Genomic DNA, 26,466 nt, shown 5'->3' with positions numbered 1-26,466 from the left:
CGCCTCCCACCACCGTACGGGCGTGCCCCGTCACCCGCGCGGTGTGGCCCCGCGCTGCTTCAGCATGTCCGTCATCAGGGTGATCTCCGACTGCTGCGCGTCGGCCATGCCCTGCGCGAGCGCCCGCTCGACGGGCGTCACGCACAGCCGTGCGCAGCCCTCCGCCATCGCCACGCCGCCCTTGTGGTGGTCGGTCATCAGCTGGAGGTAGAGCACCTCCGCGTCCCGCCCCTCGGCGGAGCCCAGCTGCGCCAGCTCCTCTTTGGTCGCCATGCCGGGCATCAACGCGCCGGGCTTGGCCGCGGCGTGCCCCTCGTGGCCGCCGTGGCCCCCGGAGCCGGTCATCCACGACATGGGCGGCTCGTCGGCCACCACCTTCGGCAGACCCCACAGGTCCAGCCAGCCGAAGAGCATGCCGCGCTGATTGGCCTGGGTGTTCGCGATGTCGTAGGCGAGCGTGCGGACCGCCTCGTCCTGGGTGCGGTCCCGGACGATGAAGGACATCTCCACCGCCTGCTGGTGATGGACCGCCATGTCCCGGGCGAAGCCGGCGTCCGCCGAGTGCAGCCCCGGCGTACGGGGGGCGGCCGCGTCCGCGGCGGCCGGTCCGCCGTTCGCGGCGGTGACCGTGGCCGCCGCCGCGAACAGCAGCGCCAGCAGCACGGCCGTACCCGCGACCCAGTACGTACGGGGGATCGCGCGGGTCACTTCGCCGTCAGCCCGTTCGTGCAGGCCGCGCCCGGCTCCGGGGTCTGCTCGCCCTGCACGTACTTGGTGAGGAACTGCTTGACCCGCGGGTCGTCCGCGCTGTCCACGGTGAGCTGCTTGCCCCACGCGCTCAGCATGATCGCGCCGGTCTGCTCCTTGACCGGGCTCATCAGCGTGTACGGGGTCTTGCCGACGGTCGTGGCGAGCTTGTCCAGCTCGGCCTGGGGCGCCTTGTCGTTGTACGTCACCCAGACGGCACCGTGCTCCAGCGAGTGGACGGCGTTCACCTCGGGCACCGGGGTCTTGTAGACGTCGCCGTTGCAGTTCATCCAGCGGGGGTGGTGGTCACCGCCGACCGGGGGCACCGTCTCGTACTTCACGGGCGTCTCGACGTGGTTGCGGCCGAGCTTCTTCACGTCCCACAGCTGCTCGCCCTCGACCGGCTTCTTGCGGATCTCCTCCGCCTCCTTGCGGAGCTGCGCCGCGGCGGCCTCCTTGCGCTTCTCCTCCTGCTTCTGGTCGATCAGCACCCAGGCGCCGAAGCCGACGAGGCCGCCGACGATCAGCGTCGAGAGGGTGATCGCGATCGCCTTGTTGCGCCGCTCGCGCGCCTTCTCGGCGCGGCGCATCTCGGCTATGCGGGCCTGGCGGGAGTTCGGGTCCGTGTTCTGGGGGGTCCTGCTGGAGTTGCCGGCCATGTGCCTGGTTCCTTCTGAAGAATGGGGGGTGGGCGGAACGCAAAACCGGACCCGTCAGGTCCGCAGCACCTGGAGGACGTGCAGGTCGGGGGCACGGGCCTGCGGCCCGGGCGGCCGGACCCGGCCCGCCCCGGCGACCGGCGCGACCGCCGGCGGCGCGCCACCGGCCACGGTCACGGCCGGCGGCGGCACGGGCAGCACGGCCGGGGGCAGGTGCGCGCGGGGAGAACAGCCGGGCAGGTCGTACGGCGACACGCAGACGGCGTGCGCCGCCGCGCCGTGGGCCCGGACGTCCTCGGAGGCGGTGTGCGGCTCACCGGAACGCGCACACAGGAACAGCGCCCCGGCCAGCCCCCCGAGCACGCTCAGCAGGGCGGCACGCCGCAGCGCGGAACGTCCCCGACGCCCCCGCTGCGTGTACTCCCGGCCCCCCATGGGCGCAGATGGTAATGCTCATGACCGGGCCGAGGTCAGTGCGGGGGTGCCGCGAGCTTTGCGGTGTGCGTAATGTGGCGGAAACCACCACGGGCGATACTGGGCCGGACCGAGTGCGCCGCGACCGGTCAGGCGGTGGTGCACAGGCCGTCTGAACTGCGAGGATGAAGGCATGGACAAGCAGCAGGAATTCGTCCTCCGGACGCTTGAGGAGCGCGACATCCGCTTCGTGCGCCTGTGGTTCACCGACGTGCTGGGCTTCCTCAAGTCCGTCGCGGTCGCCCCCGCGGAGCTGGAGCAGGCCTTCGACGAGGGCATCGGCTTCGACGGCTCCGCGATCGAGGGCTTCGCGCGGGTCTACGAGTCCGACATGATCGCCAAGCCGGACCCGGGCACCTTCCAGATACTGCCGTGGCGCGCGGAGGCCCCCGGGACCGCCCGGATGTTCTGCGACATCCTCATGCCGGACGGCTCCCCGTCCTTCGCGGACCCGCGCTATGTCCTCAAGCGCATCCTCGCCAAGACCTCCGACCTGGGCTTCACCTTCTACACCCACCCGGAGATCGAGTTCTTCCTGCTGAAGGACAAGCCGCTGGACGGCACCCGCCCGGTGCCCGCCGACAACTCCGGCTACTTCGACCACACCCCGCAGAACGTGGGCATGGACTTCCGCCGCCAGGCCATCACCATGCTCGAATCGATGGGCATCTCGGTGGAGTTCAGCCACCACGAGGGCGCCCCCGGCCAGCAGGAGATCGACCTGCGCTACGCCGACGCCCTCTCCACGGCCGACAACATCATGACCTTCCGCCTCGTCATGAAGCAGGTCGCGCTGGAACAGGGCGTCCAGGCCACGTTCATGCCGAAGCCGTTCTCGGAGTACCCGGGCTCGGGCATGCACACCCACCTGTCCCTCTTCGAGGGCGACCGCAACGCCTTCTACGAGTCGGGCGCCGAGTACCAGCTCTCGAAGGTCGGCCGCTCCTTCATCGCCGGGCTGCTGCGGCACGCGGCGGAGACGGCGGCGGTCACCAACCAGTGGGTGAACTCCTACAAGCGCATCTGGGGCGGCTCCTCCCGCACCGCCGGCTCCGGCGGCGAGGCCCCCTCGTACATCTGCTGGGGCCACAACAACCGCTCCGCCCTGATCCGGGTCCCGATGTACAAGCCCGGCAAGACCGGCTCGTCGCGCGTGGAGGTCCGCTCGATCGACTCGGGCGCGAACCCCTACCTGACGTACGCGGTGCTCCTGGCGGCGGGCCTGAAGGGCATCGAGGAGGGCTACGAACTCCCGGCCGGCGCCGACGACGACGTCTGGGCCCTCTCGGACTCCGAACGCCGCGCGATGGGCATCGAACCCCTCCCGCAGAACCTGGGCGAGGCCATCTCCCTGATGGAGCGCAGCGAACTGGTCGCCGAGACCCTGGGCGAGCACGTCTTCGACTTCTTCCTCCGCAACAAGAAGCAGGAGTGGGAGGAATACCGCTCGGAGGTCACCGCCTTCGAACTCCGCAAGAACCTCCCGGTGCTGTAAGGGCAGGTCAGCGCCCGCAGGGCGCGCACAACCCTCCGGGCCGGTGGTCGACGACCACCGGCCCGGACGTGTTGTGCGATGCCGGCGCGTTCGGGGGGGCGTGAAGGGGGCGTGCGGTGTCGAAACGATACAGCTGCGGGCATTGGAGTGAAACGGCGTTCCCGGACGGGGGCTTCGGCTGTTGGACCGGCCGACGCGCACTTCGACCAGCGCGTCGTGTCACGGATCCTTAGGGGAGTCATGCGTATTCGTTCTGCTGTCACCGCGTCCGTCCTGGCCGCCGGCATCCTGCTCGGCGGGGCCGGCGCCGCCCTGGCCGACGACGTCGACATCGACTACTTCTCCGGCGGTCGCGCGGGCTTCTCGTCGGACTGCTCCACCCTGGCCGCGGTGCCCAGCAACCGTCCGGCCTTCACCGGCCCGATCTACTCCTCGACCTGCGCCAAGGACGGCGAGTTCGAGTGGGCGAAGGGTCACCACCTGGGCGCCTGACCCGGAGGGTTCACGTCGCGGGGGCGGACCGGCAGAGCTGCCGGTCCGCCCCCGCGGCGTGTCCGCCGGGACCCGCTAGCGGACCGCCCGGTGCCAGGCCGGGCGGGCCGGGGTGGCGGGGGTGGTGGACGTGTGGAGCTCCGCGTCCAGGCCGAGGACCGTCGTCGTGGTGGTGCCGGACGGTTCGTGCACGGCCGAGGGCGCTCCGGCGAAGAGCATGCCGGACTCCTGCCAGGCCGGCGGGCCGCCCAGGCCCGACGCGGCGACCGTGCCGCTGTCCGCCCGGCCCGCCACGTGTCGGCCCGCCGCGCCGACCGCCCCGTAGCCGGCCCGGCCGCCCGCCTCCGTGATGCTGGAGACCTGCGGCCTGGCCGCGGGGCCGGCCGTGACCAGGGCCGTGCGGACCACCCCCGAGTCGGGGCGGCGGAAGTACAGGCGGACGCCCGCGCCGTCCGGGGACGCCGACAGCGGGACGGTGGTCGCGGGCAGGCCCGTCCGTTCCGGTCCGCGCATCGGGGAGTCCGGGGCGGACTGGGTCCAGGCCAGCACGGAGGTGGTGGTCGTGGCGTACACGTGGCGCCGGCCGGCGGAGTCCAGCGCCGTCACCGGGTCGCCCTGGAGGTCCTCGCCGCCCGCCCGCTGCCAGGTGGAGAAGCCGCCGTCCGGCTGCTGGGAGGCGGCGCGCAGGGTACGGCGCGCGTCGCGGAGGTAGACGGTCAGCCGGCCCTGGGCGTCGACGGCGGCCGCGGGGGCGCTGATCGCCGAGGTGCCCTCGTCGTCGGTCTTCTCGGGGGTGCCGAGGGACTGCCACGGCCCGAACGGCCCGTTCGGCGCGGACTGTACGGCGTACACGACCTCGCGCCGGTAGTCGGCGGCTCCGGGGCCGAGCAGGGTGCGGGTGGCGAGCACGCCGACGCGGCCGTCGGGGAGCCGGGCGGCGGTGGCACCCGGGTCGATGCCGGTGCCGGGGAGGAGGTTCGGGCCCTGCCAGGCGCCGCCGGAGTCGCGGGTCCAGCAGGCCATCTGCCCGTCGAGGGCGGCGAACGCCCACAGCCTGCCCGGGGTCCCCTCCGTGAGCCAGGAGGTGCTGTCGGCCCGCGTGTAGCGCAGCGACTGGGCCCAGTTGCGCCCGGTCGGGTTGCCCGCGACCTTGCGGTCGCCGCATCCGGACGGGCTGCCGCAGTAGTCCTGGCGGTCCTGCCAGGCGTACGTCCGCAGGTAGTCGGTCTTCGTCTCGGCGGTCTGCGGGTCCAACGAGTGCGGCAGGGTGCTGTTGTGGTAGCCGAGGTAGTTCTGCACCGAGAAGTGCGGGCGGCGTTGCACGCGCGCGGCGTAGGCGGCGGCCGCCGCCTGGACGAAGCGCGCGCCGTACATGTGGTCCTGGTGGTCGGTGTAGCGGCCGTTGTCCCCGTAGCGGCCGGGGGTGGGGTCCTGCATGCGTATCGTCGTAGGCCGGTACTGCTCCAGGACCCCGGCCACCGTCTGTATGAGCTGGTCCTTCGTGTACGAGAACGGCTGCTTGACCGGGGTGCCGGAGGTCAGCTGGGCGTTCAGGGCGGTTATTCGGCCGTTCCACAGACCGCGCAGGCTCTCGGGGGTGTCGCCGCCGGTGCTGCGGGCCTCGCGCAGCATCAGCCACACCAGGTTGATCTGCGGTTTTGCCATCAGTACGTCGACCTCGGCGTGCCCGCCGCCCGCCGTGGGCAGGATGCCGCGCTTCCAGGGGCTGGTGCGGTCGCCGGTGGCCATCTGGGCGTAGGCGGCGCGTATGCCGTTCTGCCGGGCCTCGGCGTAGTGGGCGTGGTCGGCGGGCTGTTCGGGGTCCTTGGCCGCGCCGCCGGCCTCGTTGCGCCCGTCGGCCTCGCCCGAGGTGAGGTACGCGGTGGTGACCTGGGTGCCGGAGCGCAGGGAGCGGCTGAGGTCCGGGTTCATGAAGAACAGGTCGTCGTCGGGGTGCGCGACGACCTGGACGACGGACCCCGCGGTGACGCTCGCGGGCAGGACGGCGGTCGGCTTCCCGTCCTGGCCGGCCTCGGCGGAGGTCTGCCGGGCGGTGGCCACGGACAGGACGCCGGTGGTGCCGGCGGTCAGTACGGTGAGCAGGGCCGCGAAGCCACGGCGGGTCACGGGCATCGGGTGCGCCTCGCGTTCGGTTCGTTCCGGGCGGGGAAATCCGTCGAGCAGTCAGAGAGAGTCCGGAACGGGGGATTCGGTTCACCCGGAGGGGTGAGGAAGATCCCCGAGATGCGGACGCGGTGCATCCGTTTCCGCGTCCCGCCGCGCCGCGGAACCCCGCCCAGGAGCGCCGTCCCCGCCGCCCCGCCTACGGAGCCGCGTTGCGCGGGGCACTGTCCCACGCACCCTCCATGGGGAGGGTCCGTCCGGCCGGTCGGTGTGGAGTGGGCCCCATCACGCGATACGAACGTTTTCTGAAGCGTGGTGGGTCAGCCGGCGGCCGTGCCCCGCCGAACGGCCGGCGAGCCGGCGCCTGCCGACGTGCCTCGTTGCCCTGCCGTCACAGGAAGAAGCGCCCGTAGAACGCGCTGTAGAGGCCGACGATCGCGACCACGACCACGACGACCGCCCACGACGCCAGGCCGGTGTGGCGGCTCCGGGTCGCGGTCCGCCCCCGCGGCGTGCGCCCCCGCGGCGTGCGCCTGCGCGGCGTGCGCCGTTGCGGCCCGCGCTGTCCGTGCCCGTGCGGCGCCGCCGGCGTGGCGGCGGTCTCGGACAGCAGGCGGCGGCACACCGCGGCCAGCTCGCCGGTCCCGGCGGACAGGCACACCAGCGCCTCCGAACGGGCGGGAGCCGTCGTGCCGCCGTCGAGGATCCGTCCGGCCCGCACGAGGACCTCGTCCCGCCCGCCGCTCGGAGCCAGGCTGATCCAGCGCTGGACGTGCTCCCCGCGGATCACGACACCGCCCGTGCGCTCGCGGTAGACGGTGTGCTCCCGCCACAGAAGACCGGCCAACTCCGATGCGGTCTCGCCCAGCCGTGCACCCATACCCCGTAGCCCCCCGCCAAAGGTTTCCTCGTTCGAACGAACAGCGGATCCTAACCGCCGCCACCGACAGGAGCGGACGTGGCCCCCGCGACGCCGACGCCCGGCGCGAGCGGCCCCGCGAGGGGGCGGGTTCCGGCTTCTCCGATCATCGGCGGGGCCCGCCACGGGACGTCCCGGTGAGCCGGGCGCCCGCTGCGGCTAGGCTCACACCAGGCACGCCAGGGCAGTGGCAAGGACGACCGCGGGAGGCGGCGGGATGACGGTCCCGGGACGCAGGAGCAGCACCTTCATCCGGCTGCTGCGCAGCGGCTTCACCGATCCGTCCGCCGCCGCCCGGCTGCTCGACGCCGACGCGATGACCTCCGTACGGGCCGATCCGGTGCTCCTCGACGCCCTCGGGGCGACCGCCGACCCGGACCTGGCCCTGCGCGGACTCGTCCGGCTCGCCGAGGCACAGCCCGACGGCGAGCTGCCCGGCCTCCTCGACACCCTCGTCAGCGCCAAGCCCCTGCGCGACCGCCTCCTCGGCGTGCTCGGCGCCTCCGAGGCGCTCGGCGACCACCTCGCCCGGCACCCCCGCGACTGGATCGACCTCGTCACCTACGAGGCCGCCGACCTGCACCCCGGGCTCCCCGAGTTCGAGCGCGGCCTCGCCGACGCCCACGACCCCGTCGCCCTGCGCGTGGCCTACCGCCGCTGCCTGCTCTCCATCGCCGCCCGGGACGTCTGCGGCACCATCGACGTCGCCCAGACCGCCGCCGAGCTCGCCGACCTGGCCACCGCCACCCTCCGTGCCGCCCTGCGGATCGCCGCCGCAGCGGCCCCCGAGGACGCGGGCCGCTGCCGGCTCGCCGTCATCGCCATGGGCAAGTGCGGCGGCAACGAGCTCAACTACGTCTCCGACGTCGACGTCATCTTCGTCGCCGAAGCGGCCGACGGCTCGGACGGCGCCGACGAGGCCAAGGCCCTGCAGGCCGCCACCCGCCTCGCCTCGCACATGATGCGGATCTGCTCCGAGACCACCGTCGAGGGCACCATCTGGCCCGTCGACGCCAACCTGCGCCCCGAGGGCCGCAACGGGCCGCTGGTGCGCACCCTCGCCTCCCACATGGCCTACTACCAGCGCTGGGCCAAGACCTGGGAGTTCCAGGCCCTGCTCAAGGCCCGCGCGGTGGCCGGCGACGCCGACCTCGGCTCCGAGTACATCGCCGCCATAACGCCCCTGGTCTGGCAGGCCGCGGAGCGCGAGAACTTCGTCGCCGACGTCCAGAAGATGCGCCGCCGCGTCGTCGACAACATCCCCGCCGCCCAGGTCGACCGCGAGCTCAAGCTCGGCCCCGGCGGTCTGCGCGACGTCGAGTTCGCCGTGCAGCTGCTCCAGCTCGTGCACGGCCGCAGCGACGCCACCCTGCACTCCGGCACCACCCTCGACGCCCTGCACTCCCTGGCCGCCGGAGGCTACGTCGGCCGCGCCGACGCCGCCCAACTGAACGACGCCTACCGCTTCCTGCGCGCCATGGAGCACCGCATCCAGCTCTACCGGCTGCGCCGCACCCACCTCGTTCCCGAGGACGAGGCCGACCTGCGCCGCCTCGGCCGCTCCCTGGGCCTGCGCACGGAACCGGTCGCCGAGCTCAACAAGGCCTGGCGCCGGCACGCTTCCGTGGTCCGCCGCCTGCACGAGAAGCTCTTCTACCGGCCGCTCCTCGACGCCGTCGCCCAGCTCGCCCCCGGCGAGACCAGGCTCTCCCCGCGCGCCGCCGGGCAGCGCCTCGAAGCCCTCGGGTACGCCGACCCCGTCGCCGCCCTGCGCCACCTCGAAGCCCTCGCCTCCGGCGTCACCCGCAAGGCCGCCATCCAGCGCACCCTGCTGCCGGTGCTCCTCGGATGGTTCGCCGACTCCGCCGACCCGGACGCCGGCCTGCTGAACTTCCGCAAGGTCTCCGACGCCCTCGGCAAGACCCCCTGGTACCTGCGCCTGCTGCGCGACGAGGGCGCCGCCGCCGAGAACCTCGCCCGCGTGCTGTCCGCCGGACGCCTCGCCCCCGACCTGCTGATGCGCGCCCCCGAAGCGGTGGCCCTGCTCGGCGACCCCGAGGGGCTGCAGCCCCGTACGCACGAGGCGCTCCGGCAGGAGGTCCTGGCCGCCGTCGGCCGCGCCGAGACCCCCGAGACCGCCGTCGCCGCCGCGCGCGGGGTCCGCCGCCGCGAGCTGTTCCGTACGGCCGCCGCCGACATCATCGGCGCGTACGGTACGGAGGACAGCCCGGCCGAGGAGGACCACGGAGCCCTGGTCGACCGGGTCGGCGGCGCCGTCTCCGACCTCACCGCCGCGACCGTCGCCGGAGCCCTGCGCGCCGCCGTGCAGTCCCACTTCGGCGAGACCCTGCCGACCCGCTTCGCCGTCATCGGGGTCGGCCGCTTCGGCGGGCACGAGCTCGGCTACGGATCCGACGCCGACGTCCTGTTCGTCCACGAACCCCGCGAGGGAGTCGACGAACAGGAGGCGGCCAAGGCCGCCCAGACGGTCATCGCCGAGATGCGCCGACTGCTCCAGCTGCCCACGGCCGACCCGCCGCTGCTCATCGACGCCGACCTGCGCCCCGAAGGCCGCTCCGGCCCCCTGGTGCGCACCCTGGGCTCCTACGCCGCCTACTACCGGCGCTGGTCGCTGACCTGGGAGAGCCAGGCCCTGCTGCGCGCCGAACCGGTCGCCGGCGAGGAGGAACTGGGCCGCCGCTTCATCGAGTTGATCGACCCGCTGCGCTATCCCGCCGAGGGCCTCGGCGAGGACGCCGTGCGCGAGATCCGCCGGCTGAAGGCCCGGATGGAGTCGGAGCGGATGCCGCGCGGAGCCGATCCGACGCTGCACACCAAGCTCGGCCGCGGCGGACTCAGCGACGTCGAGTGGACCGTCCAGCTGATCCAGATGCGGCACGCCTGGGCGGAGCCGGGGCTGCGGACCACCCGTACCCGGGAGGCCCTGGCGGCGGCGCACGCGGCCGGGCTGATCCCGACCGACGAGGCGCAGATCCTGGACGAGGCCTGGGTGCTGGCGACCCGGGTGCGCAACGCCGTGATGCTGGTGCGGGGCCGGGCCGGGGACACCTTCCCGGCGGAGGCCCGCGAACTGGCCGCGGTGGGCCGCTACCTCGGCTACCCGGAGGGGACGGCCGGCGAGATGCTGGACGACTACCGCCGCATCACGCGCCGCGCCCGCGCGGTGGTCGAGGAGCTGTTCTACGGCGGATAGCCGTCGGCGGACCGCGGACCCCGCACGGGTCCGGGGTCCGCTCGGGCGGGCGCCCGCGTCAGCGGGAGGCGCCGAAGGCCTGCGTCCAGTAGTTGTTCGGCTGGGCCAGGCCGATGCCGATCTCCTTGAAGGAGCAGTTCAGGATGTTCTGCCGGTGGCCGGGGCTGTTCATCCAGCCGTCCATGACCGCCTTGGCGGAGCCGTAGCCGTAGGCGACGTTCTCGCCGTAGGTGCTCCACGTGTATCCGGCGCGGGTGATGCGCTGGCCCGGGTCGGATCCGTCGGACCCGGTGTGCGACATGTTGCTGTGGGAGGCCATGTCGGCGCTGTGGTCCTGCGCGGCCTTCGTGAGCTTCGCGTTCAGGGTGAGGGCCTGGCAGCCGGCGGCGGCGCGCTCCTGGTTGACGAGCGCGAGGACCTCGGCGGCGGCACCGGTGGCGGGCGCGGCGGAGGGCTTCGCGGGCGCGGGTGCCTGCGGCTTCTTGGTGGCGACCGGGGGCTTCGCGGGCTTCTGCGCGGGCTGCGGGGCCCGGGAGGTCTGCGCGACGGGCTCGGCGGGTGCGGCGGGGCTGCTCGGGGCGGCGTCCGCGGGGCTGCTCGGCGGGGCGCTCGGCAGCGGGGCCTCGACGGGCGGTGCGGTGGTGGCGGCCGCGGCCTCGGGCGCGTACTGCCAGGGTCGGCGCTCCTGCTGGCTCGCCGCGCGGACCCGGCCGTCGTCGTCCGAGTCGAAGCAGGCCATGGCGGCGGTGGGAACACCCACGATTCCGAGGGCACTGACGGCTATGACTATTTTCCGGTACTGCTTCTTCTTCCGATGCTTCTGCATGCGTGACCTCATTCGGTGATCGCGAAGCTTCCGGCGCCGGAACTGCGACGACGCCGGAGGAGCCGCCATTCTTAAAAGCCCGCGAACGGCCTGGCAAGTTTCCGTTTCCGCTCTGGCCTGGGCATTCGTCACCCGGCTTGAAACGGACCGGCGAACGTGCTTGGTCACGATCCGATCACTTCCGCAACCTGCTGAGGGGCTCTCAGAACCGGCCGTGACCAGGGCGGTCGGCGGCCCGGCCACCGGTATCGCCGATTCCGTTCCCTCGGTTGAGGGGAATGTCGATTCCAAAACGGACAAATGTCGAAATGTCGACGAGCCTGACCGCCGTAAGGGGGTGGGTGCGTGGAGGCGCGCCCCGTGATGCATGTCACGTTTCCATGGGGGAACCATCCGCCCGCGACCGGTCCACCGCGGCGGCGTGCCCGCACGGGCCCCGCCTTCGACCTCTGAACGGAACCGCGGCAATTCCCGATTCCCGCCTTCGTGAATTCCACGCCCACCGGTATCCGGGAAGAACTGCCATGATCGTGCCCTCGGCGGTCACGCGCATGCGCGCGAGTTGACGCGAGTCGATGAGCCGAGTGGGGAAGCGAGTGGACACGGGGGAGCGGGAGTGGAGTACGAGGCGGCCGGCCACCGGCTTCCGGATCCGGCGTTCGCGGACCACGTACGGGCCCACCCGGCCGTGTATTTCGGCGTCGGGCGAGAAAGCCCCGAGCTGCCGACCGAGGTGCTCCAGCGGGTGGTCCAGGACGCCCTGCACCATCCCGGCGGCACGCACGGGGAGTGCGTCGTCGAGATCCTGTCGGACCTCTCCTTCACGGTCGAGGACGACCGGCCCCACCCCGCCGACGCACGGCGAAGGCCGCGCCCCGGCTTCCACGGATCGCTCCTCGACCCGGACCGCCCCGCTCCCGCCGCGGCGGGAGCGCTGTGCGTCCGTACCGTCGTCGAGGTCTGGCTCGACGGCCGCGGCCACCGCCAGGAGCTGGCCGGCACCGTCCCCGCCGGACCCCCGCGGGAGTGCCCCGCGCTCCGCCGCCACGGCACCAGGACCACCTTCCACCTCGACCCCGCGTACACCGGTGCGGACGAGGCCGTCGCCTGGGCGCTGCGGCCGGAGGAACTGCACGCGCAGCCCTGCGGCGCCCACCCCCCGCCCGTCGTCTTCCGGGTGCGCGACCTGCGCCCGGGCGCCGACGGCCCGACGTGACCGGCGGCGACCGCCCTGACCGTGCGACCGCCCCCGGGGCCGCAAACGCTTCGACCGGAGCCCGTACCGGCACGTAACCTCGGACCGTATGAGCAGCTTTCAGGAGATCGGCAGCGTCAGCGTCCTCGTGTGCGAGCCCGAGGGGGCGGTGATCGCGAGCGAGGCGGACGCGCTGGACCTGGTGGGCAACGCCGCCTGGCAGGGGGCCCGGTGGGTCGTCGTGCCCGTGGAGCGGTTCGGCGAGGACTTCTTCCGGCTCCGCACGAAGGTCGCCGGCGACATCATCCAGAAGTTCGTCAACTACCGGGTGGGCCTGGTGGTGCTGGGCGACGTCTCCGCCCGCATCCAGGAGAGCCCCGCCCTCGCGGACTTCGTCCGCGAATGCAACAGGGGCACCCAGACCTGGTTCCTCACCGACCTCGACCGGCTGCGCGAGCGCCTGCAGGGCTGACACCGGCCCGTTCCGGCAGGGGCGGAAACCGGCTGGAGCCCGTGCGGTCGGCCGGGCAGGATGGGGGGAAATGCGGTCGGAGGGGGCTTGTTTGGACGTGTTCGCGTGTGCCGGGTGCGGTACGGAGGTGACGGCGCCCGTGTCGCGGGTCGCGCTCCCCGTCCACACCCACCACGGGGGGTGGGAGGAGCTGCATCCCGCGCTGATGGAGCCCGCTACGTACGCCGTCGAGCCGCGGCCCAGCGGTCCGCCGTGGCGGCGGTGGGACGAGGTCGGGGAGGAGGAGGCCGCCCGGCAGGGCATTTACGGGCCGGTGTTCTCGGTGTCCTTCGGCGCGCGGAACAGGATCGTGATCGCGCCCGGCGACTCCCGCTCCCTGACGCTGATCCCCGAGCGGTGCGACGGCTACTGCCGGGGCGTGGACGGCCGCAGCGGGCCCAACCTCGCCTGTACGGGCTGCGGGCGGGCCGTGGCGACGCGGATGGACGACTGCGGACTCTGGCAGGCGGTGTGGCTGGAGCCCGGCGAGGTCGTGCGGCGCCCTTCCGGACTGCCCGCCGTGGCGCCGCCCGACTGGGGCGATCTGCGGCGTGCGGACCACCGGGTGCCGCCCGTCGAGCCCGACGGGAGGTGGAGCCGCCGTTGGCAGGCGGCGCTCGGGGTCGCGCTGGCCCACCTGGTCGTGGCCACCGGGGACCGCCCGGTCACCCTGCCCGCCGGCCCGGTCGCCGAGCTCTTCGGCCCCGCCGTCGCACGCCACCTGCCCGCGGGGCCGCCGCCGTGCTCCGTGGGGCTGGCCGGCCCGGGGGTCCGCCCGCCGCGGCCCCGCCCCGACGTCCTCCTCGTCCCCCGCCACCCGCTGACCGGCGAACCCTGGCGGCCGCCCGACGACGAAGGCCCCGTGGTGCCGCTCGACAGCGGTGTCTGGGCGTATCTCGTCCGCCCCGGCGAGACCTCGCCGATGCCCGCCACCGGGGTCCTCCCGGCGGGGGTCCTGCGCGACGACTACCCGCCGCCGCCGGACTCCTGGTACCCGCTGCCCGCGCACGCCCGCGCCTTCGACGACACCCTGGTCCGGCTGCCCGGCGTACGCGATCCCGCGCTGCGCCGCCACCACGAGGCCTACGGCTGGGACGTCGCCCGTACTCCGTAGACGGCGGCGGGCCGCGGCGTGCCGCGGCCGGTCAGGCGCCCTCCTGCACCTGCTCCGGCCCGCGGCAGGTCGTCCCCGGGCCGGAGCAGGCGCAGGGGCGGGGGACGACGCGCGCGTTGTCGACGTACAGCAGCAGCGCGCCGTCCTCCGGGCACTTCAGGCCGACGGAGACCGCCCGCACGGTCGTCCCGTCCGCCGCGAACGCGAAGGCGACCGCCACGTCCAGGACGCCGTGCCCCCACGGGCACTCCGGGAGGTCGGACGGTTCGAAGCCGGGCCCCGGCGAGGCGGGCGGCAGCGGGGCCCCGCCCGCTTCGAGCCGCCACGGGTACGCGTCGGGCTGCACGCCCCCGTCCACGATCCCGACCGGGATGCAGCAGCCGACGCAGAAGCACTCGCCCTTGGCGACCTCGAACCCGCCGCCCTCGGGGCCGCACAGCTCGCAGGCGACGGCCCGGGCCAGGACCCGTCCGCCGGGCTCCGGGCGTGTGGCGTCCAGCACCAGCCGCAGCACGTCCTCATGTCCGGCGGCGGGCCCCGCCACCCCTTCCGTCAGCCACCCGGCTCTCTCGTCCATGCCCCGGATCCTTCCATGCGCCCTCACGGCGATCCCAGCCGGTCGGCCGCCCAACCCCGTTCCCCGACACCTCCGTTGTCCACAGCGGCGGAAGAGGGTCGGCGCGGAGGAGCCGTCACGCTGCCGGGGCGGCCCAGTCCTTGTGCGCCGCGAACAGGAACAGGACGGCAGCGGCGGCACCGAAGCCCAGGCCGACGGCCGAGCAGGCCGTGACCGTCGCCTCGGAGGCGTCGGCGAGCCTCGGGAGGCCGTTGGCGAGAACGAGGCCGTAGAGGCACAGGCCGCCGTAGGCCCGCAGCCGCCGTCCGGCCGGGCGCCTGCGCGACCGGCGCGGCCTCCGGCCACCCGCAGCGTACGACGTCCCTCCCGCTACGCGGCGACGCGGGCGCAGTCGGCGCAGCGGCCGGGGGAGGCGGAGCGGATGGCCCGTTCGCAGTCCTCGCAGGAACGCAGCGGCAGCAGCACCCGGTCCGGGGGCGGGGGCGGTCCGGCGGCCGAGGAGCCGCCTCCGGAGGCGGGGACGGCGAGGCGCGGCGGGAGCATCTCCCGCAAGCGGTGCGCGACGAGGGCGGCGGGGGAGTGGATGACCGTTTGCGGCAGGGCCCGGGTCAGCGCGGCGGCCACGGCGCTCGGGGTGAGGCCGCGTTCCAGCCAGCGGGCCGCGGCGGGCGCCAGCCGTACCGTGTCCCGCTCCGACAGCACCATCCGGGGATCGCGCAGCCGCAGGCGCGCCAGCAGCTCCCGCGCCTCGCGCTCGCTCTGCGGTACGTCGGCGGCGACTGCTCCGGCAGGTGGCGGTCCGGCATCCGGTTCGGGGTCCGGTTCGGGCTCGGAAGCCGGTGCGGTCGGCCGCGGCGGTACGTAGCGCGCGCGGGCGGTTTCCGCGGACCGGGCGGGCGGGTTGTTGTAGGAGACGGTGCAGGTCACGACGCGCCCGGACGGAAGCCGCTCCTGGAAGCGGGCCAGGTAGCCGTGCACCTCCAGCTCGCGCAGGGCGGCGGCGATCCGCACCTCGCCCTCCGGGAAGCGTTCGGCCAGGGCCTTGATGGTCACCTTGGTACCGGTGGGGAGGGACTGGATGTGCGTGGCCAGCCCGATTGCCGTCATGCTCAGCCGGCGGTGCTGGGCGAGATGGTTGCCGATCTTGACGTAGCCGCGACGGTGGTCGTGGTTGATGTGCCGAATGCCCGACGAAGGGCGCGACGTAGCGCTAAGCTGCTGGTCAGTCATGGTGAAGGGGCTTGCCTTCTCTGTGATCAGGCCCTCGCTCGGGATGCCAGTCCCGTACGAGGGCCGATTGCGTTTATGGGGTTGTCGGGGGACAGCGTGCCCGGCGAATTGAGGTGCGCGCCACCCGGATTGGGGTGATTCACCCGACCGGGTGAGAGGGGAGGGGGAGGTGTGGAGAGGTCATTTCCCCCGGTTATTCAATCCTTGGGCGTCGTGCGCGACCGGCCCGCGATCCACCGGGTCGTGAAAACCTCGATCCGGTGACATCGGACTCGGAATCCCCAAATCCATTTCCGCCCATACGGTTTTCAGCGGTACGGGCCCGTGGTCCGTCCCCCACCGGGTGGCGAGGGCGGCCACCAGGAACAGCCCCCGCCCCGACTCCGCCCACGGCTCCGGCGCCACTGCCGGTGATGCGAACTCCCGCCGGGTGTCGCTGACTTCGATACGCAGCGTAGGCCCGGCCGTGACCCGCAACGCGAGCCGGAAGCTCCGCCCGGGCACCCGGCCGTGGGTCACGGCGTTGGCGGCGAGCTCGGCGACGACCTGCGCCGCATCCTCGAACGGAATCTGTTGTTCCGCGAGTTGGGCGACGGTGAGCGCGCGGGCGGCGCGTGCTCCTCGCGGGGTGGAAGGGAGCACGGCGACGAGGCGGGTTTCCTGATTCACGTGACTCAGCGTGGCCATCCGTGCGTAACCTGAACAGAGTTGAGGGCGCTGTGTACGACGGCTGTCCAGGCGCGTCCCGTGGTGTCCTACCGGTCCAACGGAGGTGTCAGTGAGCACGGACGGCACGGACGAGTCGAGCTGGGAACTCGACCCGGAGGACGAATCCGGGGCGGTCATCGCCACGGTGGGTCGGCAGCTGAAGATGTGGCGTGAGGCGGCGGGCCTTGACCGAACCAAATTCGGCGAACGGATGGGATACGGCGCCAACCTGATCTACAAGATCGAGCGGGGTGCGCGTATTCCGCGCCCGGAGTTCCTGGACAAGGCGGACGAGGCCCTGGGGGCGGACGGGAAAATCGCCGCGATGAAGGCGGACATCGAAAGGGCCCGGTATCCCAAGAAGGTCCGGGATCTGGCCAAGTTGGAATCCGAGGCGGTGGAGATCGGGTCCTACGACAACGTCGTGGTGACGGGCCTGCTCCAGACGGAGGCCTACGCCCGCGCCCTGTTCGGGCTGAGGCGCCCGGGCTTCTCGGAGGGTGAGGTCGAACGTCTGGTTGCTGCGAGGCTCGCCCGCCAAGAGATCCTCCGGCGACATCCGGCCCCGCTCTTGACCGTCGTGCAGGAAGAGGCTGTCCTCCGGCGGCCTATCGGGGGCAGGATGGTTCTGCGCGGCCAGTTGGAGCACCTGTTGGAGGTCGGTCGGCTGCGCACCGTCGAGATCCAGGTGATGCCCATCGCGGTCGAGGAGCATTCCGGGCTCGCCTCATCGTTCAAAGTCATGCGTCTCAGGGATGGAACGACGGTGGGACATAACGAAGTTCAGCTGGCCAGCCGCTTGATCACCGAGCCCAAAGAGGTCCAGCTCCTGGACATGCGCTATGGCATGATCCGGGCACAGGCCCTGACGCCTCGGGCATCGCTGACGTTCATCGAGAAGGTACTGGGGGAGACATGACCATCAAGCCGTCGGGCGAGGGCCTCTCCGACCTCACGTGGGTCAAGAGCAGCTACAGCACGGCCGATGGACCGGACTGTGTCGAGGTCGCATGGACCAAGAGCAGCTACAGCACCAACGATGGCCCTGACTGCGTCGAAGTAGCCCGTACCGACGGGGCCGTTCTCGTGCGGGACTCCAAGCGGCCCGAGGGGGCGCGTCTTGCCGTCGCCCCCCTTGCCTGGACCGGCTTCGTGGCACACGCCCGCACCGCGTGAGACGGCTGGACTCGGCCGTCGACGCCGTGTTGCGGCAGCGGCGGCCGGATCCGGAGTGCTGGGATGCCGTCGTCGACGCGGTCTGCGAGGACTCCGAGAGCTGGCGGGCCGACGGCGTGCTGGTCCAGGCCGGCCCGGCCGTCGCCCGGCACGCCGACCGGATCGCCGCGAGCCTGCGCCGCAGGCAGGGGCGGTACGGAACGGCCGTCGGCCACGGCGTGCAGGTGCGGACCCTCGCGCTCGCCGGCACGGGAGACCTCAGGGCGCTGCCCGGCCTGAGGGCGCTGGCCGAGCACGGCGGGTTCCCCGACAACCGTCCGGAGGCCCGCGTCCTGGCCGCCCTGCCCGCGGCCGACCTGGTGCGGGCCCTGCTGATCAAAATGCGGCGGGACGGGCGCGACACCCACCGGAACACCACCACCCTCGAACTCCTCGCCCTCTGCGGCGCCGCCGCCGCACCCGCCGTGGGCCATGTGGCCGGACGCCTGGACACGCAGTTCGCCTATGACGCCCTGCGCGTCCTCGGCCGGATCGGGCCCGCCGCCGCCGGGACCGCGGACCGGCTGGTCGCGTACGCCACCGGACGCGACCCCCGGGCACGCCGGCAGCACGGGCGGCGTGCCGCCTGGGCGCACTGGAGGGTCACCGGGGATCCGGAGCTCGCCCTCGGCGTGTGCGGGACGGCCGTGCGCTCGGGGAGCGGCAGCCACGGTCTGCCGTTCCTCGCCGACCTCGGCCCCCTGGCCGCCGCGCACGCGGACGCCGTGCTCGGCCTGACGCGGTCGCCGGGAGGCTGGACCAGGGTCGCCGCCGCGTACGCGTACTGGCGGATCACCGGGGACGCGGAACCGGCCGTGCCGGTGCTGCTCGCGGCGGTGGACCCGGAGTGGACGGGGAACCCGGCGATGCCGGTGCGGGAGGCCGTCCGCCGCCTCGGGGAGATCGGAGCGCCCGCCGCCGAGGCGGCGCCGCTGCTGAGCGGGATCCTGGCGCGCGGGGAACGGCTCGGCCACGACTACGTCGGCACGCGGATCCTGGCCGACGACGCCTACACGCGGACCCTCACCGAGGCCCTCACCCGCCTCGGCCCACCGCCCGGGACGCTCGCGCGTCAGCCCTGAACGGCGCCGACCGCCCGGACGTGGGTCGCGGAGAGGTGGAGTTCGTACGGGATGCAGCAGTCGGAGGAGAGCGTCGCGACGAGCGTTCCGCAGGCGCACACCTGGTTCATGCCGCCGTCGGGGGTGGCCCCGCAGCAGGCCGCGGAGGCGTGGCGCAGTTCCAGGCCGAGGGCGTCGTCGGGGTCGACGACGATGTTGCCGCGCGGGCCTCGCGACACCAGGAGCTGCCCGTGCCCGTTGCCGATCGTGCCGCGGCGCGGCATGGCCGGTCCGGGGGTCTCGGCGACGACCAGGGGAGCCCCGTAGGGCTCGGTCTCGATCGCGTAGTGCCCCGAGGGCACGGTCGGCGGGGCCGAACGGGACACTCCGTCCTCCCACCACGGGTGGTACGGGGCCTCGGGGACGGCGGGCAGGGGCGTGAGGGGGCCGGTCAGCGGGGCCTCGCACGTCGCGCACACGAAGACGACCGCTTCGGGTCCGGCGGTCACCGCCGGGTCGGGCACGGGTGCCGCCGGCTCAGGCACGGGTGCGGACGCGGCTGAGCAGCTCCGTCGCCGGGTGCGGGCCCGCCGGTTCGGGGTGGCGAGGGAGGCGGTGCGGCATCGCGCCGTACCAGGTGCGCGAGACGGCGTAGCCGAAGGCGAGGCAGATCATGCCGCCCACGGCGTCGAGCCAGAAGTGGTTGGCCGTGGCCACGATGACCACCAGGGTCGCCGTCGGGTAGAGGAGGCCCAGGATCCGGGCCCAGGGGGCCGTGGCGACCGCGAAGATCGTCAGGCCGCACCAGAGCGACCACCCTATGTGCATGGACGGCATCGCGGCGTACTGGTTCGACATGTGCTTGAGGTTCCCGGAGGCCATGGAGCCCCAGGTGTGGTGCACGAGCACGGTGTCGATGAAGTTCTGCCCGTTCATCAGCCGGGGCGGCGCGAGCGGGTAGAAGTAGTAGCCGACCAGGGCGACGCCCGTGGTGGCGAAGAGGACCAGGCGGGTCGCGGCGTACCGGCCCGGGTGGAGGCGGTAGATCCACACGAGGACGCCGATGGTCACGACGAAGTGGAGCGTGGCGTAGTAGTAGTTCATGCCCACGATCAGCCACGTGACGGAGTTGACGGCGTGGTTGACCGACTGCTCCACGGCGATGCCGAGGGACCGTTCGACGCTCCAGATCCAGTCGGCGTTCGCGAGGGCGACCGCCTTCTGCTCGGGCACGGCGTTGCGGATCAGCGAGTACGTCCAGTAGCTGATCGCGATGAGCAGGATCTCGAACCAGATGCGCGGCCGGCGCGGCATCCGCAGCCGGGCGATCAAGGCGCGTTCGGAACCCGGACGAGTCTCTGCCTCGACCTCTGTGGGTGACGAGACAGCCGTCCGGGTTTCCAGTGTCTTCACGCTCGATTCACCCATGGGCAGAGAGTCTGCCAGATGCGTTCCCGCGTCCGATCATCCCTCGGGACCGTCTTGGGCGCAGCACGTCCGTCTCAGGTACGAGACGGCTCGCGCGTCCGGCCCCGGCCGGACGCCGTGGAGCCGCGTACGACCAGTTCCGGCAGGAAGACGAACTCGCTGTGCGGGGCCGGCGTCCCCCCGATCTCCTCCAGCAGGGTCCGGACCGCGGCCTGCCCCATCGCCTGCACCGGCTGGCGGATGGTGGTCAGCGGCGGGTCGGTGAAGGCTATGAGGGGGGAGTCGTCGAAGCCGACGACCGACACGTCCTGCGGCACCTGGAGGCCCTGCTGCCGGGCCGCGCGGATCGCGCCGAGCGCCATCATGTCGCTCGCGCAGACCACGGCCGTGCAGCCGCGGGCGATCAGCGCGGTGGCCGCCGCCTGGCCGCCCTCCAGCGTGTACAGCGAGTGCTGGATCAGCTCCTCGATCTCGGCCTCGCCGAGTCCGAGCCGTTCCTTCATGCCGAGCCGGAAGCCCTCGATCTTGCGCAGGACCGGTACGAAGCGCTTCGGTCCGACCGCGAGGCCGATGCGGGTGTGGCCCAGCGCGGTGAGGTGGGTGACGGCGAGCTGCATGGCGGCACGGTCGTCGGGGGAGACGAACGGGGCCTGCACCTTGTCCGAAAAGCCGTTGATGAGGACGAAGGGGACACCCTGGCCGCGCAGTTGGTCGTAGCGGCCCGTGTCGGCGGTGGTGTCGGCGTGCAGGCCGGAGACGAAGATGATGCCGGAGACGCCCCGGTCGACGAGCATTTCGGTCAGCTCGTCCTCGGTGGAGCCGCCGGGCGTCTGCGTGGCCAGCACCGGCGTGTAGCCCTGGCGGGTCAGGGCCTGGCCGATGACCTGGGCGAGCGCCGGGAAGATCGGGTTGTCCAGCTCGGGGGTGATCAGCCCGACCAGGCCCGCGCTGCGCTGGCGCAGGCGCACGGGGCGTTCGTAGCCGAGGACGTCGAGGGCGGCCAGCACGGATTCGCGGGTGCCCGCGGCCACACCGGGCTTGCCGTTGAGCACGCGGCTGACTGTGGCTTCGCTGACCCCCGCCTGGGCTGCGATGTCGGCTAGCCGTGCGGTCACGGGATGGGACTCTACCGGTCGCCGGTTCACGTAGGAACCTGAGTGCGCGGAGTGAGACGTCCGGGTTTGCGCAGCGCGTTGCGGGCGGGGCGGGGCGCGCGGAGGCCGTCGCGGGCCGGGGGCGTCACGGGGTCCACCACGTGCACGAGTCGGCGGGCAGCCGGACGGTGCGGCCGTCGGTCTCCACGGGGGCGCTGGAGAGTACGGGGCGGCCGGGCGCGGGCAGTTCCACCGGCTCGGGGCGGGTGTTGACGGTGCAGGCGAATCCGGGCCGGGTGAAGAGGAGCACCCCCTCGGGCGCGGACCGCCAGCGCATCCCGCAGGACTCCGGCGGGCCGCCCGCCCCGGGGGCGCCGAGGCCCGGCAGGGCGCGGCGCAGTTCGAGGGCGGCGCGGTAGAGCTCCAGCGTGGAGTGGGGGTCGCCGGTCTGGGCGGCGACGCTCAGACCGGCCCAGCCGTCGGGCTGCGGAAGCCAGCTGCCGCCCGGCCCGAAGCCGTAGGGGGCTTCCGTCCCGGACCAGGGAACCGGAACGCGGCAGCCGTCGCGGAGTCCGTCCTGCCCGTCCGCCTCCGGCGCGGTCGGGAGATCGGCTCCGTGCCCGGCCCGCGGCCCGTCGCCGGGATCCGCCTCGGGCCCGGTGGGGTCGCCGTCGCGGGGGGCGACGACCGTCGGGTGCGGGGCGGGCGCGCCCGCGGGGGTCTGCGGCCGGGGCCCGCGGCGGAAGGCCGGGTCCTGGCGGGCCGCGGGCGGGAGGTCCAGGACCTCGGGGAGGCCGAGCTCCTCGCCCTGGTAGAGGTACGCCGAGCCGGGCAGGGCCAGCATCAGGAGGGCCGCGGCCCGGGCCCGGGCCAGGCCGCGCGGGCCGTCGCCGTAGCGGGTCACGTGCCGTACGACGTCGTGGTTGGAGAGCACCCACGTGGTGGGGGCGCCGACCGCGGTGGTGGCGGCCAGCGACTCGTCGATCACGGTGCGCATGGCCGCCGGGTCCCAGGGGCAGGTCAGGAAGCGGAAGTTGAAGGCCTGGTGGAGCTCGTCCGGGCGGACGTAGAGGGCGAGCCGCTCCGAGGTCGGGGCCCAGGCCTCGGCGACGCCGATGCGCTGCCCCTCGTAGGAGTCGAGCAGGCGCCGCCACGAGCGGTGGATCGCGTGGACCCCGTCCTGGTCGAAGAAGGGCAGCGGCTCGCTGCCGATCAGGGTGGCCTGGGCGCCGCGGCCGATGTCGGGCAGGCCGTCGGCCTTGACCATGCCGTGGGCGACGTCGATGCGGAAGCCGTCGACGCCGAGGTCGAGCCAGAAGCGCAGCACCGAGTCGAACTCGGCGGCGACCTCCGGCCGGCTCCAGTCCAGGTCCGGCTGCTCGGGCGCGAACAGGTGCAGGTACCAGTCCCCGTCGGCGACCCGGGTCCAGGCCGGGCCGCCGAAGATCGACTCCCAGTCGTTCGGCGGGAGGCTCCCGTCGGCGCCCCGCCCGGGGCGGAAGAGGTAGCGCTCGCGGGCCCCCGGCTCCCCGGCCAGCGCGGCGCGGAACCAGGGGTGCTGCTCGGAGGTGTGGTTCGGCACCACGTCCACGATGACCCGCAGCCCGAGCGCGTGGGCGGCCCGGACGAGGTCCTCGGCGTCGGTGAGGTCCCCGAAGAGCGGGTCGACGGCCCGGTAGTCGGCGACGTCGTAGCCGCCGTCCGCCTGCGGGGAGACGTAGAAGGGGGTGAGCCACACGGCGTCGACCCCGAGGCGGGCGAGGTGCGGGAGGCGGGAGCGGACCCCGCGCAGGTCGCCGATCCCGTCGCCGTCGCTGTCGGCGAAGGAGCGCACGTACACCTGGTAGATGACGGCATCGCGCCACCAGTCACCGCTCGCAGTCGTCGGGTTGCTGTAAGCACTTGCAAGGCTGACGGCCGTCGACTCATGGGTCATATCGGGGTCAACGCGGCGGACCACCCGCTGGTTGCGGGCCCGTGCAGTCGAAGGTGACTCGAACTAACAGCAAGCTGCGGCAACCGTCCGGACACACGGATGTAACGATCGCCCCCGCTTGCAGAAAGTTTGCGCAAGGTCTTTCGGTCCTCTTTCAGTCTTGTTACGTTCCTGGCAACTCGGGACCGCGAGGGCGCGGCCGGGATCATCGAAGGAGTTCATATGCGGCGTGGCATAGCGGCCACCGCGCTGGTCGCGGCCCTGGCGCTCGCGGCGACGGCTTGCGGCGGCGGTGACGACAAGGGCGACGGCGGGACCGACGCCGGCGGCGAGCTTTCCGGTACGGTCACGTGGTGGGACACCTCGAACGACGCCGAGAAGGCCAGCTTCCAGAAGATCGCCGAGGCGTTCACCGCGAAGCACCCGAAGGTCACCGTCAAGTACGTCAACGTCCCCTACGGTGACGCGCAGAACAAGGTCAAGAACGCCTTCAGCAGCGGCTCCGACGCCCCCGACGTGATCCGCGCCGACGTCGGCTGGGTCGCCGACTTCGCCTCCCTCGGCTACCTCGACGAGGTCCCCGCAGAGACGGCCAAGAAGGTCGACGCCGAGTTCCTCCCGCAGGCAGCGGCCAGCGGCAAGTACGAGGGCAAGACCTACGCCGTCCCGCAGGTCATCGACACCCTCGGCCTCTTCTACAACAAGAAGATGCTCGCCGACGCCGGCGTCCAGCCCCCCAAGACGCTGGCCGAGCTGAAGACCGCCGCCGAGGCGATCAAGGCGAAGACCGGCAAGGCCGCCCTCTACCTGCGCGGCGACGACTCCTACTGGTTCCTCCCGCTGATCTACGGCGAGGGCGGCGACCTCGTCGACGCGAAGAACAAGACGGTCACCGTCGACAACGAGGCGGGCGTCAAGGCCTTCCGCACCGCCCGCGACCTGGTCGCCTCGGGCGCGGCGATCACCAACTCCACCGACGGCTACACCAACATGCAGACGGCCTTCAAGACCGGCGAGGCCGCCATGATGATCAACGGTCCGTGGGCCGTCGCCGACACCTACGCCGGCGACCAGTTCAAGGACAAGGCCAACCTCGGCATCGCCGCCGTCCCGGCCGGCTCCGCCAAGGCCGGCGCCCCGCAGGGCGGCCACGACCTCGGCGTCTACGCCGGCTCGAAGAACCGCGCCGCCGCGCACGCCTTCGTCGAGTACATGACCTCCCAGGAGGTCCAGGTCCAGTCCGCCAAGGAGCTGAGCCTGCTGCCGACCCGTACCGCCGCCTACGAGCAGCCGGACGTCAAGAGCAGCGAGATGGTCGCGTTCTTCAAGCCGGCCGTGGACAAGGCCGTCGAGCGCGCCTGGATCCCGGAGAACGGCTCCCTCTTCGAGCCGCTGAAGGTCGAATACACCAAGGCGGTCACCGGGGCGTCGAGCCCGGAGGACGCGGCCAAGGCGGCCGGCGTCGAGTTCCGCAAGATCCTCAAGGGCTGGAAGTAACAACACCATGGCTGCTGACACCAGCCAGTCGGTGGCGAAGGCCGCGGACGGCGGAGTCGGGAACGACTCCGCCGTCCGCGGCCGGAGCCGCAGGACTGACAGCGGGAACACCCGGAGAACGGGGAACGCGGGGAGTGCGGGGAACGCGGGCGCGCTGAGGCGCGCCCTCTCCACCCACTGGTACGCCTGGGCCATGGTCGCCCCGGTCGTGCTCGTCCTCGGCGTGATCATCGGCTGGCCGCTGGTGCGCGGCTTCTACCTGTCGCTGACCGACGCCAACGAGCGCAACGTCGCCCGAGACATCGGCGCCCGCCACATCGACGCCACGTACGAGTTCGTCGGACTCGACAACTACACGGCGGTGCTCGGCGACCCGGTGTTCCTGCAGCGGCTGGTGTGGACGGTGCTCTGGACGGTCGCGTGCGTGTCCATCACGTTCGCGATCGGCCTGGCCCTCGCCAACATGCTGAACCGGCAGTTCCGGGGCCGCGCCGCCTACCGGATGGCGCTCATCCTGCCCTGGGCCGTCCCCGGCTTCGTCTCCGTCTTCGCCTGGCGGTTTCTCTTCAACCGCGACAACGGCATCCTCAACAAGATCCTCGACGGCGGCGGCATCGCCGCCGTGCCGTGGCTCGACGACCCCACCTGGGCCAAGTTCTCGGTCATCGCCGTCAACGTCTGGCTGGGCATCCCCTTCATGATGGTCGCCCTCCTCGGCGGCCTGCAGTCCATCCCCGGCGAGCTCTACGAAGCCGCGGAGATGGACGGCGCGAGCGCCTGGCAGCGCTTCCGCCACATCACCCTGCCCGGGCTCCGCGCGGTCAGCATGACCGTCATCCTGCTCTCCACCATCTGGACCTTCAACATGTTCCCGGTGATCTTCCTGCTCACGCGGGGCGGACCGGGCGACTCCACCGAGATCCTGGTGACCCAGGCCTTCCGGGAGGCCTTCATCACGAGCCCGCGCGACTTCGCCGTCTCCGCGACGTGGGGCGTGCTGATCCTCCTGCTGCTCATGATCTTCGCGCTGGTCTACCGGCGCTCGCTGCGCAAGCAGGGAGAGGTGTGGTGACCGTGACCACGACCCGCACGCGGGCCCGGGGCAGCCGCTCCCCGCTCGCCTCCTTCGGCCTCCACGCCACCCTGCTCGTGGCCTCGGTCGTCGCCGTCTTCCCGGTCCTGTGGATCCTGCTGACCTCGCTCAAGCCCGCGAAGTACGCGATCACCACGGACTTCGTCAAGGAACCCACCCTCGGCAACTACACGAACCTGCTGGAGTCGAGCCACTTCCTCGACTGGTTCCTGAACTCCGTCCTGGTCGCCGGCGTCACCACCGTCCTCGGCGTGTTCATCGCCGCCACCACCGGATACGCGGTCAGCCGCTTCAGGTTCCCCGGCATGCGGCCCCTCATGTGGACCCTGCTCATCACGCAGATGTTCCCCATGGCCATCCTGATCGTCCCGCTCTACAACCTGATGGGACAGCTCGGGCTGCTCAACCAGCCCGTCGGCCTGATCATCACCTACCTCACCATCGCCGTGCCGTTCTGCGCCTGGATGATGAAGGGCTTCTTCGACACCATCCCGGTCGAGATCGACGAATCCGGCCGCGTCGACGGACTCAACCCCTTCGGCACCTTCTGGCGGCTCATCCTGCCGCTCGCCAAGCCCGGCCTCGCCGTCACCGGCTTCTACGCCTTCATCACCGCCTGGGGCGAAGTCGCCTACGCCTCCGCCTTCATGGTCGGCGAGGAGAACCTCACCCTCGCCGGCGGCCTGCAGACCTTCGTCACCCAGTACACCTCCAACTGGGGAGCCATGAGCGCCGCCTCGGTCCTCATCGCCATCCCCGCGGCGATCTTCTTCGTTTTCGCCCAGCGTCACCTCGTCGCCGGGATGACGGCAGGCGCCACCAAGGGCTGACCACCCGAGCCTGCCCCTTCCGCTTCC

At 72.7% G+C, this 26,466-nt stretch carries 25 protein-coding genes; 12 read left to right on the top strand and 13 right to left on the bottom strand.

The genetic code is table 11. From position 1 onward, the window contains the following. Window positions 1–30: 30 nt before the first annotated feature. The 3 genes from ACPU2J_RS10390 to ACPU2J_RS10380 are packed head-to-tail and all read right to left on the bottom strand — an operon-like array spanning window position 31 to window position 1,841. Window positions 31–708, bottom strand: a complete 678-nt coding sequence (locus tag ACPU2J_RS10390) for a DUF305 domain-containing protein (RefSeq protein ID WP_420080970.1) — start codon at window positions 706–708, stop codon at window positions 31–33. Beyond that, window positions 705–1,406 carry a DUF3105 domain-containing protein gene (locus tag ACPU2J_RS10385; RefSeq protein ID WP_420080971.1) on the bottom strand — a complete coding sequence of 234 codons (702 nt, stop codon included), beginning with the start codon at window positions 1,404–1,406 and terminating at the stop codon, window positions 705–707. Before ACPU2J_RS10385 ends, ACPU2J_RS10390 begins: the two co-directional genes overlap by 4 nt. Before the next feature lie 54 nt (window positions 1,407–1,460). Beyond that, the gene (locus ACPU2J_RS10380) at window positions 1,461–1,841 is read right to left on the bottom strand and encodes a hypothetical protein (protein WP_423833123.1); all 381 of its coding nucleotides are present in this window, start codon (window positions 1,839–1,841) and stop codon (window positions 1,461–1,463) included. Between the two features lie 172 nt (window positions 1,842–2,013). Here ACPU2J_RS10380 and ACPU2J_RS10375 point away from each other — a divergent pair, with 172 nt between their 5' ends. Further along, window positions 2,014–3,375: a glutamine synthetase family protein gene (locus tag ACPU2J_RS10375; protein WP_361603578.1), complete on the top strand. Its 1,362-nt coding sequence runs from the start codon at window positions 2,014–2,016 to the stop codon at window positions 3,373–3,375. A gap of 240 nt (window positions 3,376–3,615) precedes the next feature. Continuing rightward, window positions 3,616–3,867 carry a hypothetical protein gene (locus ACPU2J_RS10370; protein WP_361603539.1) on the top strand — a complete coding sequence of 84 codons (252 nt, stop codon included), beginning with the start codon at window positions 3,616–3,618 and terminating at the stop codon, window positions 3,865–3,867. A 75-nt stretch (window positions 3,868–3,942) separates the two neighbouring features. Here the strand turns inward: ACPU2J_RS10370 and ACPU2J_RS10365 are convergent, their stop codons facing one another. Further along, complete coding sequence (locus ACPU2J_RS10365) at window positions 3,943–6,000, bottom strand: PIG-L family deacetylase (RefSeq protein WP_423833122.1); 2,058 nt, start codon at window positions 5,998–6,000, stop codon at window positions 3,943–3,945. Between the two features lie 382 nt (window positions 6,001–6,382). Then, window positions 6,383–6,871, bottom strand: coding sequence for a hypothetical protein (locus ACPU2J_RS10360; protein WP_423833121.1), 489 nt, complete (start codon window positions 6,869–6,871; stop codon window positions 6,383–6,385). Window positions 6,872–7,127: 256 nt separating this feature from the next. Between ACPU2J_RS10360 and ACPU2J_RS10355 the strand changes: the two genes are divergently transcribed. Further along, a complete protein-coding gene (locus ACPU2J_RS10355) occupies window positions 7,128–10,124 on the top strand; it encodes a bifunctional [glutamine synthetase] adenylyltransferase/[glutamine synthetase]-adenylyl-L-tyrosine phosphorylase (RefSeq protein WP_420080975.1) in 2,997 nt (998 codons plus the stop codon). A 58-nt stretch (window positions 10,125–10,182) separates the two neighbouring features. On the opposite strand, the gene ACPU2J_RS10350 is transcribed toward ACPU2J_RS10355, so the two are convergent. Beyond that, window positions 10,183–10,950, bottom strand: coding sequence for a CAP domain-containing protein (locus ACPU2J_RS10350; RefSeq protein ID WP_420080976.1), 768 nt, complete (start codon window positions 10,948–10,950; stop codon window positions 10,183–10,185). Window positions 10,951–11,566: 616 nt separating this feature from the next. On the opposite strand from ACPU2J_RS10350, the gene ACPU2J_RS10345 reads away from it, so the two are divergent. The 3 genes from ACPU2J_RS10345 (at window position 11,567) to ACPU2J_RS10335 (ending at window position 13,770) form a co-directional block, all read left to right on the top strand. Further along, on the top strand, window positions 11,567–12,166 hold the full coding sequence (locus tag ACPU2J_RS10345) for a hypothetical protein (protein ID WP_423833120.1): 600 nt from the start codon (window positions 11,567–11,569) through the stop codon (window positions 12,164–12,166). A gap of 88 nt (window positions 12,167–12,254) precedes the next feature. Beyond that, window positions 12,255–12,617, top strand: coding sequence for a DUF4180 domain-containing protein (locus ACPU2J_RS10340; protein WP_423833119.1), 363 nt, complete (start codon window positions 12,255–12,257; stop codon window positions 12,615–12,617). A 139-nt stretch (window positions 12,618–12,756) separates the two neighbouring features. Next, the gene (locus tag ACPU2J_RS10335) at window positions 12,757–13,770 is read left to right on the top strand and encodes a hypothetical protein (RefSeq protein WP_420080979.1); all 1,014 of its coding nucleotides are present in this window, start codon (window positions 12,757–12,759) and stop codon (window positions 13,768–13,770) included. 31 nt (window positions 13,771–13,801) lie between these two features. Here the strand turns inward: ACPU2J_RS10335 and ACPU2J_RS10330 are convergent, their stop codons facing one another. From ACPU2J_RS10330 to ACPU2J_RS10320, 3 genes are all read right to left on the bottom strand, one after another. Further along, a complete protein-coding gene (locus tag ACPU2J_RS10330; RefSeq protein ID WP_420080980.1) occupies window positions 13,802–14,347 on the bottom strand; it encodes a hypothetical protein in 546 nt (181 codons plus the stop codon). Window positions 14,348–14,716: 369 nt separating this feature from the next. After that, window positions 14,717–15,577 carry a helix-turn-helix domain-containing protein gene (locus tag ACPU2J_RS10325; RefSeq protein WP_423833118.1) on the bottom strand — a complete coding sequence of 287 codons (861 nt, stop codon included), beginning with the start codon at window positions 15,575–15,577 and terminating at the stop codon, window positions 14,717–14,719. Between the two features lie 180 nt (window positions 15,578–15,757). Next, on the bottom strand, window positions 15,758–16,264 hold the full coding sequence (locus ACPU2J_RS10320; protein WP_423833117.1) for an ATP-binding protein: 507 nt from the start codon (window positions 16,262–16,264) through the stop codon (window positions 15,758–15,760). A gap of 91 nt (window positions 16,265–16,355) precedes the next feature. Here ACPU2J_RS10320 and ACPU2J_RS10315 point away from each other — a divergent pair, with 91 nt between their 5' ends. Genes ACPU2J_RS10315 through ACPU2J_RS10305 form a run of 3 tightly spaced genes read left to right on the top strand, consistent with a single transcriptional unit; the run spans window position 16,356 to window position 18,582 of the window. Further along, window positions 16,356–17,204, top strand: a complete 849-nt coding sequence (locus ACPU2J_RS10315) for a helix-turn-helix domain-containing protein (protein ID WP_420080983.1) — start codon at window positions 16,356–16,358, stop codon at window positions 17,202–17,204. Further along, window positions 17,201–17,461 carry a DUF397 domain-containing protein gene (locus ACPU2J_RS10310; RefSeq protein WP_420080984.1) on the top strand — a complete coding sequence of 87 codons (261 nt, stop codon included), beginning with the start codon at window positions 17,201–17,203 and terminating at the stop codon, window positions 17,459–17,461. Before ACPU2J_RS10315 ends, ACPU2J_RS10310 begins: the two co-directional genes overlap by 4 nt. Continuing rightward, window positions 17,458–18,582 carry a hypothetical protein gene (locus ACPU2J_RS10305; protein WP_420080985.1) on the top strand — a complete coding sequence of 375 codons (1,125 nt, stop codon included), beginning with the start codon at window positions 17,458–17,460 and terminating at the stop codon, window positions 18,580–18,582. The genes ACPU2J_RS10310 and ACPU2J_RS10305 overlap by 4 nt, the downstream gene beginning before the upstream one ends. Here ACPU2J_RS10305 and ACPU2J_RS10300 read toward each other — a convergent pair. From ACPU2J_RS10300 to ACPU2J_RS10285, 4 genes are all read right to left on the bottom strand, one after another. Beyond that, window positions 18,573–19,106: a hypothetical protein gene (locus tag ACPU2J_RS10300; RefSeq protein WP_420080986.1), complete on the bottom strand. Its 534-nt coding sequence runs from the start codon at window positions 19,104–19,106 to the stop codon at window positions 18,573–18,575. The genes ACPU2J_RS10305 and ACPU2J_RS10300 overlap by 10 nt on opposite strands. Next, window positions 19,099–19,989, bottom strand: a complete 891-nt coding sequence (locus tag ACPU2J_RS10295) for a phosphatase PAP2 family protein (RefSeq protein WP_420080987.1) — start codon at window positions 19,987–19,989, stop codon at window positions 19,099–19,101. The genes ACPU2J_RS10300 and ACPU2J_RS10295 overlap by 8 nt, the downstream gene beginning before the upstream one ends. Window positions 19,990–20,063: 74 nt before the next feature. Then, on the bottom strand, window positions 20,064–21,104 hold the full coding sequence (locus ACPU2J_RS10290) for a LacI family DNA-binding transcriptional regulator (RefSeq protein WP_399818687.1): 1,041 nt from the start codon (window positions 21,102–21,104) through the stop codon (window positions 20,064–20,066). Window positions 21,105–21,228: 124 nt separating this feature from the next. Further along, the gene (locus tag ACPU2J_RS10285; protein WP_420080988.1) at window positions 21,229–23,019 is read right to left on the bottom strand and encodes a glycoside hydrolase family 13 protein; all 1,791 of its coding nucleotides are present in this window, start codon (window positions 23,017–23,019) and stop codon (window positions 21,229–21,231) included. A 222-nt stretch (window positions 23,020–23,241) separates the two neighbouring features. On the opposite strand from ACPU2J_RS10285, the gene ACPU2J_RS10280 reads away from it, so the two are divergent. Genes ACPU2J_RS10280 through ACPU2J_RS10270 form a run of 3 tightly spaced genes read left to right on the top strand, consistent with a single transcriptional unit; the run spans window position 23,242 to window position 26,439 of the window. Continuing rightward, the gene (locus ACPU2J_RS10280; protein ID WP_361603292.1) at window positions 23,242–24,516 is read left to right on the top strand and encodes an extracellular solute-binding protein; all 1,275 of its coding nucleotides are present in this window, start codon (window positions 23,242–23,244) and stop codon (window positions 24,514–24,516) included. A 7-nt stretch (window positions 24,517–24,523) separates the two neighbouring features. Continuing rightward, a complete protein-coding gene (locus tag ACPU2J_RS10275; protein ID WP_423833116.1) occupies window positions 24,524–25,588 on the top strand; it encodes a carbohydrate ABC transporter permease in 1,065 nt (354 codons plus the stop codon). Next, window positions 25,585–26,439, top strand: coding sequence for a sugar ABC transporter permease (locus ACPU2J_RS10270; protein ID WP_361603298.1), 855 nt, complete (start codon window positions 25,585–25,587; stop codon window positions 26,437–26,439). Before ACPU2J_RS10275 ends, ACPU2J_RS10270 begins: the two co-directional genes overlap by 4 nt. Window positions 26,440–26,466: the final 27 nt, after the last annotated feature.

This window comes from Streptomyces manipurensis, from assembly GCF_049570255.1.
GTDB lineage: Bacteria > Actinomycetota > Actinomycetes > Streptomycetales > Streptomycetaceae > Streptomyces > Streptomyces manipurensis.
The sequence above is the reverse complement of the archived record's forward strand: the minus strand, read 5'-3'. Positions and strand labels throughout refer to the sequence as shown.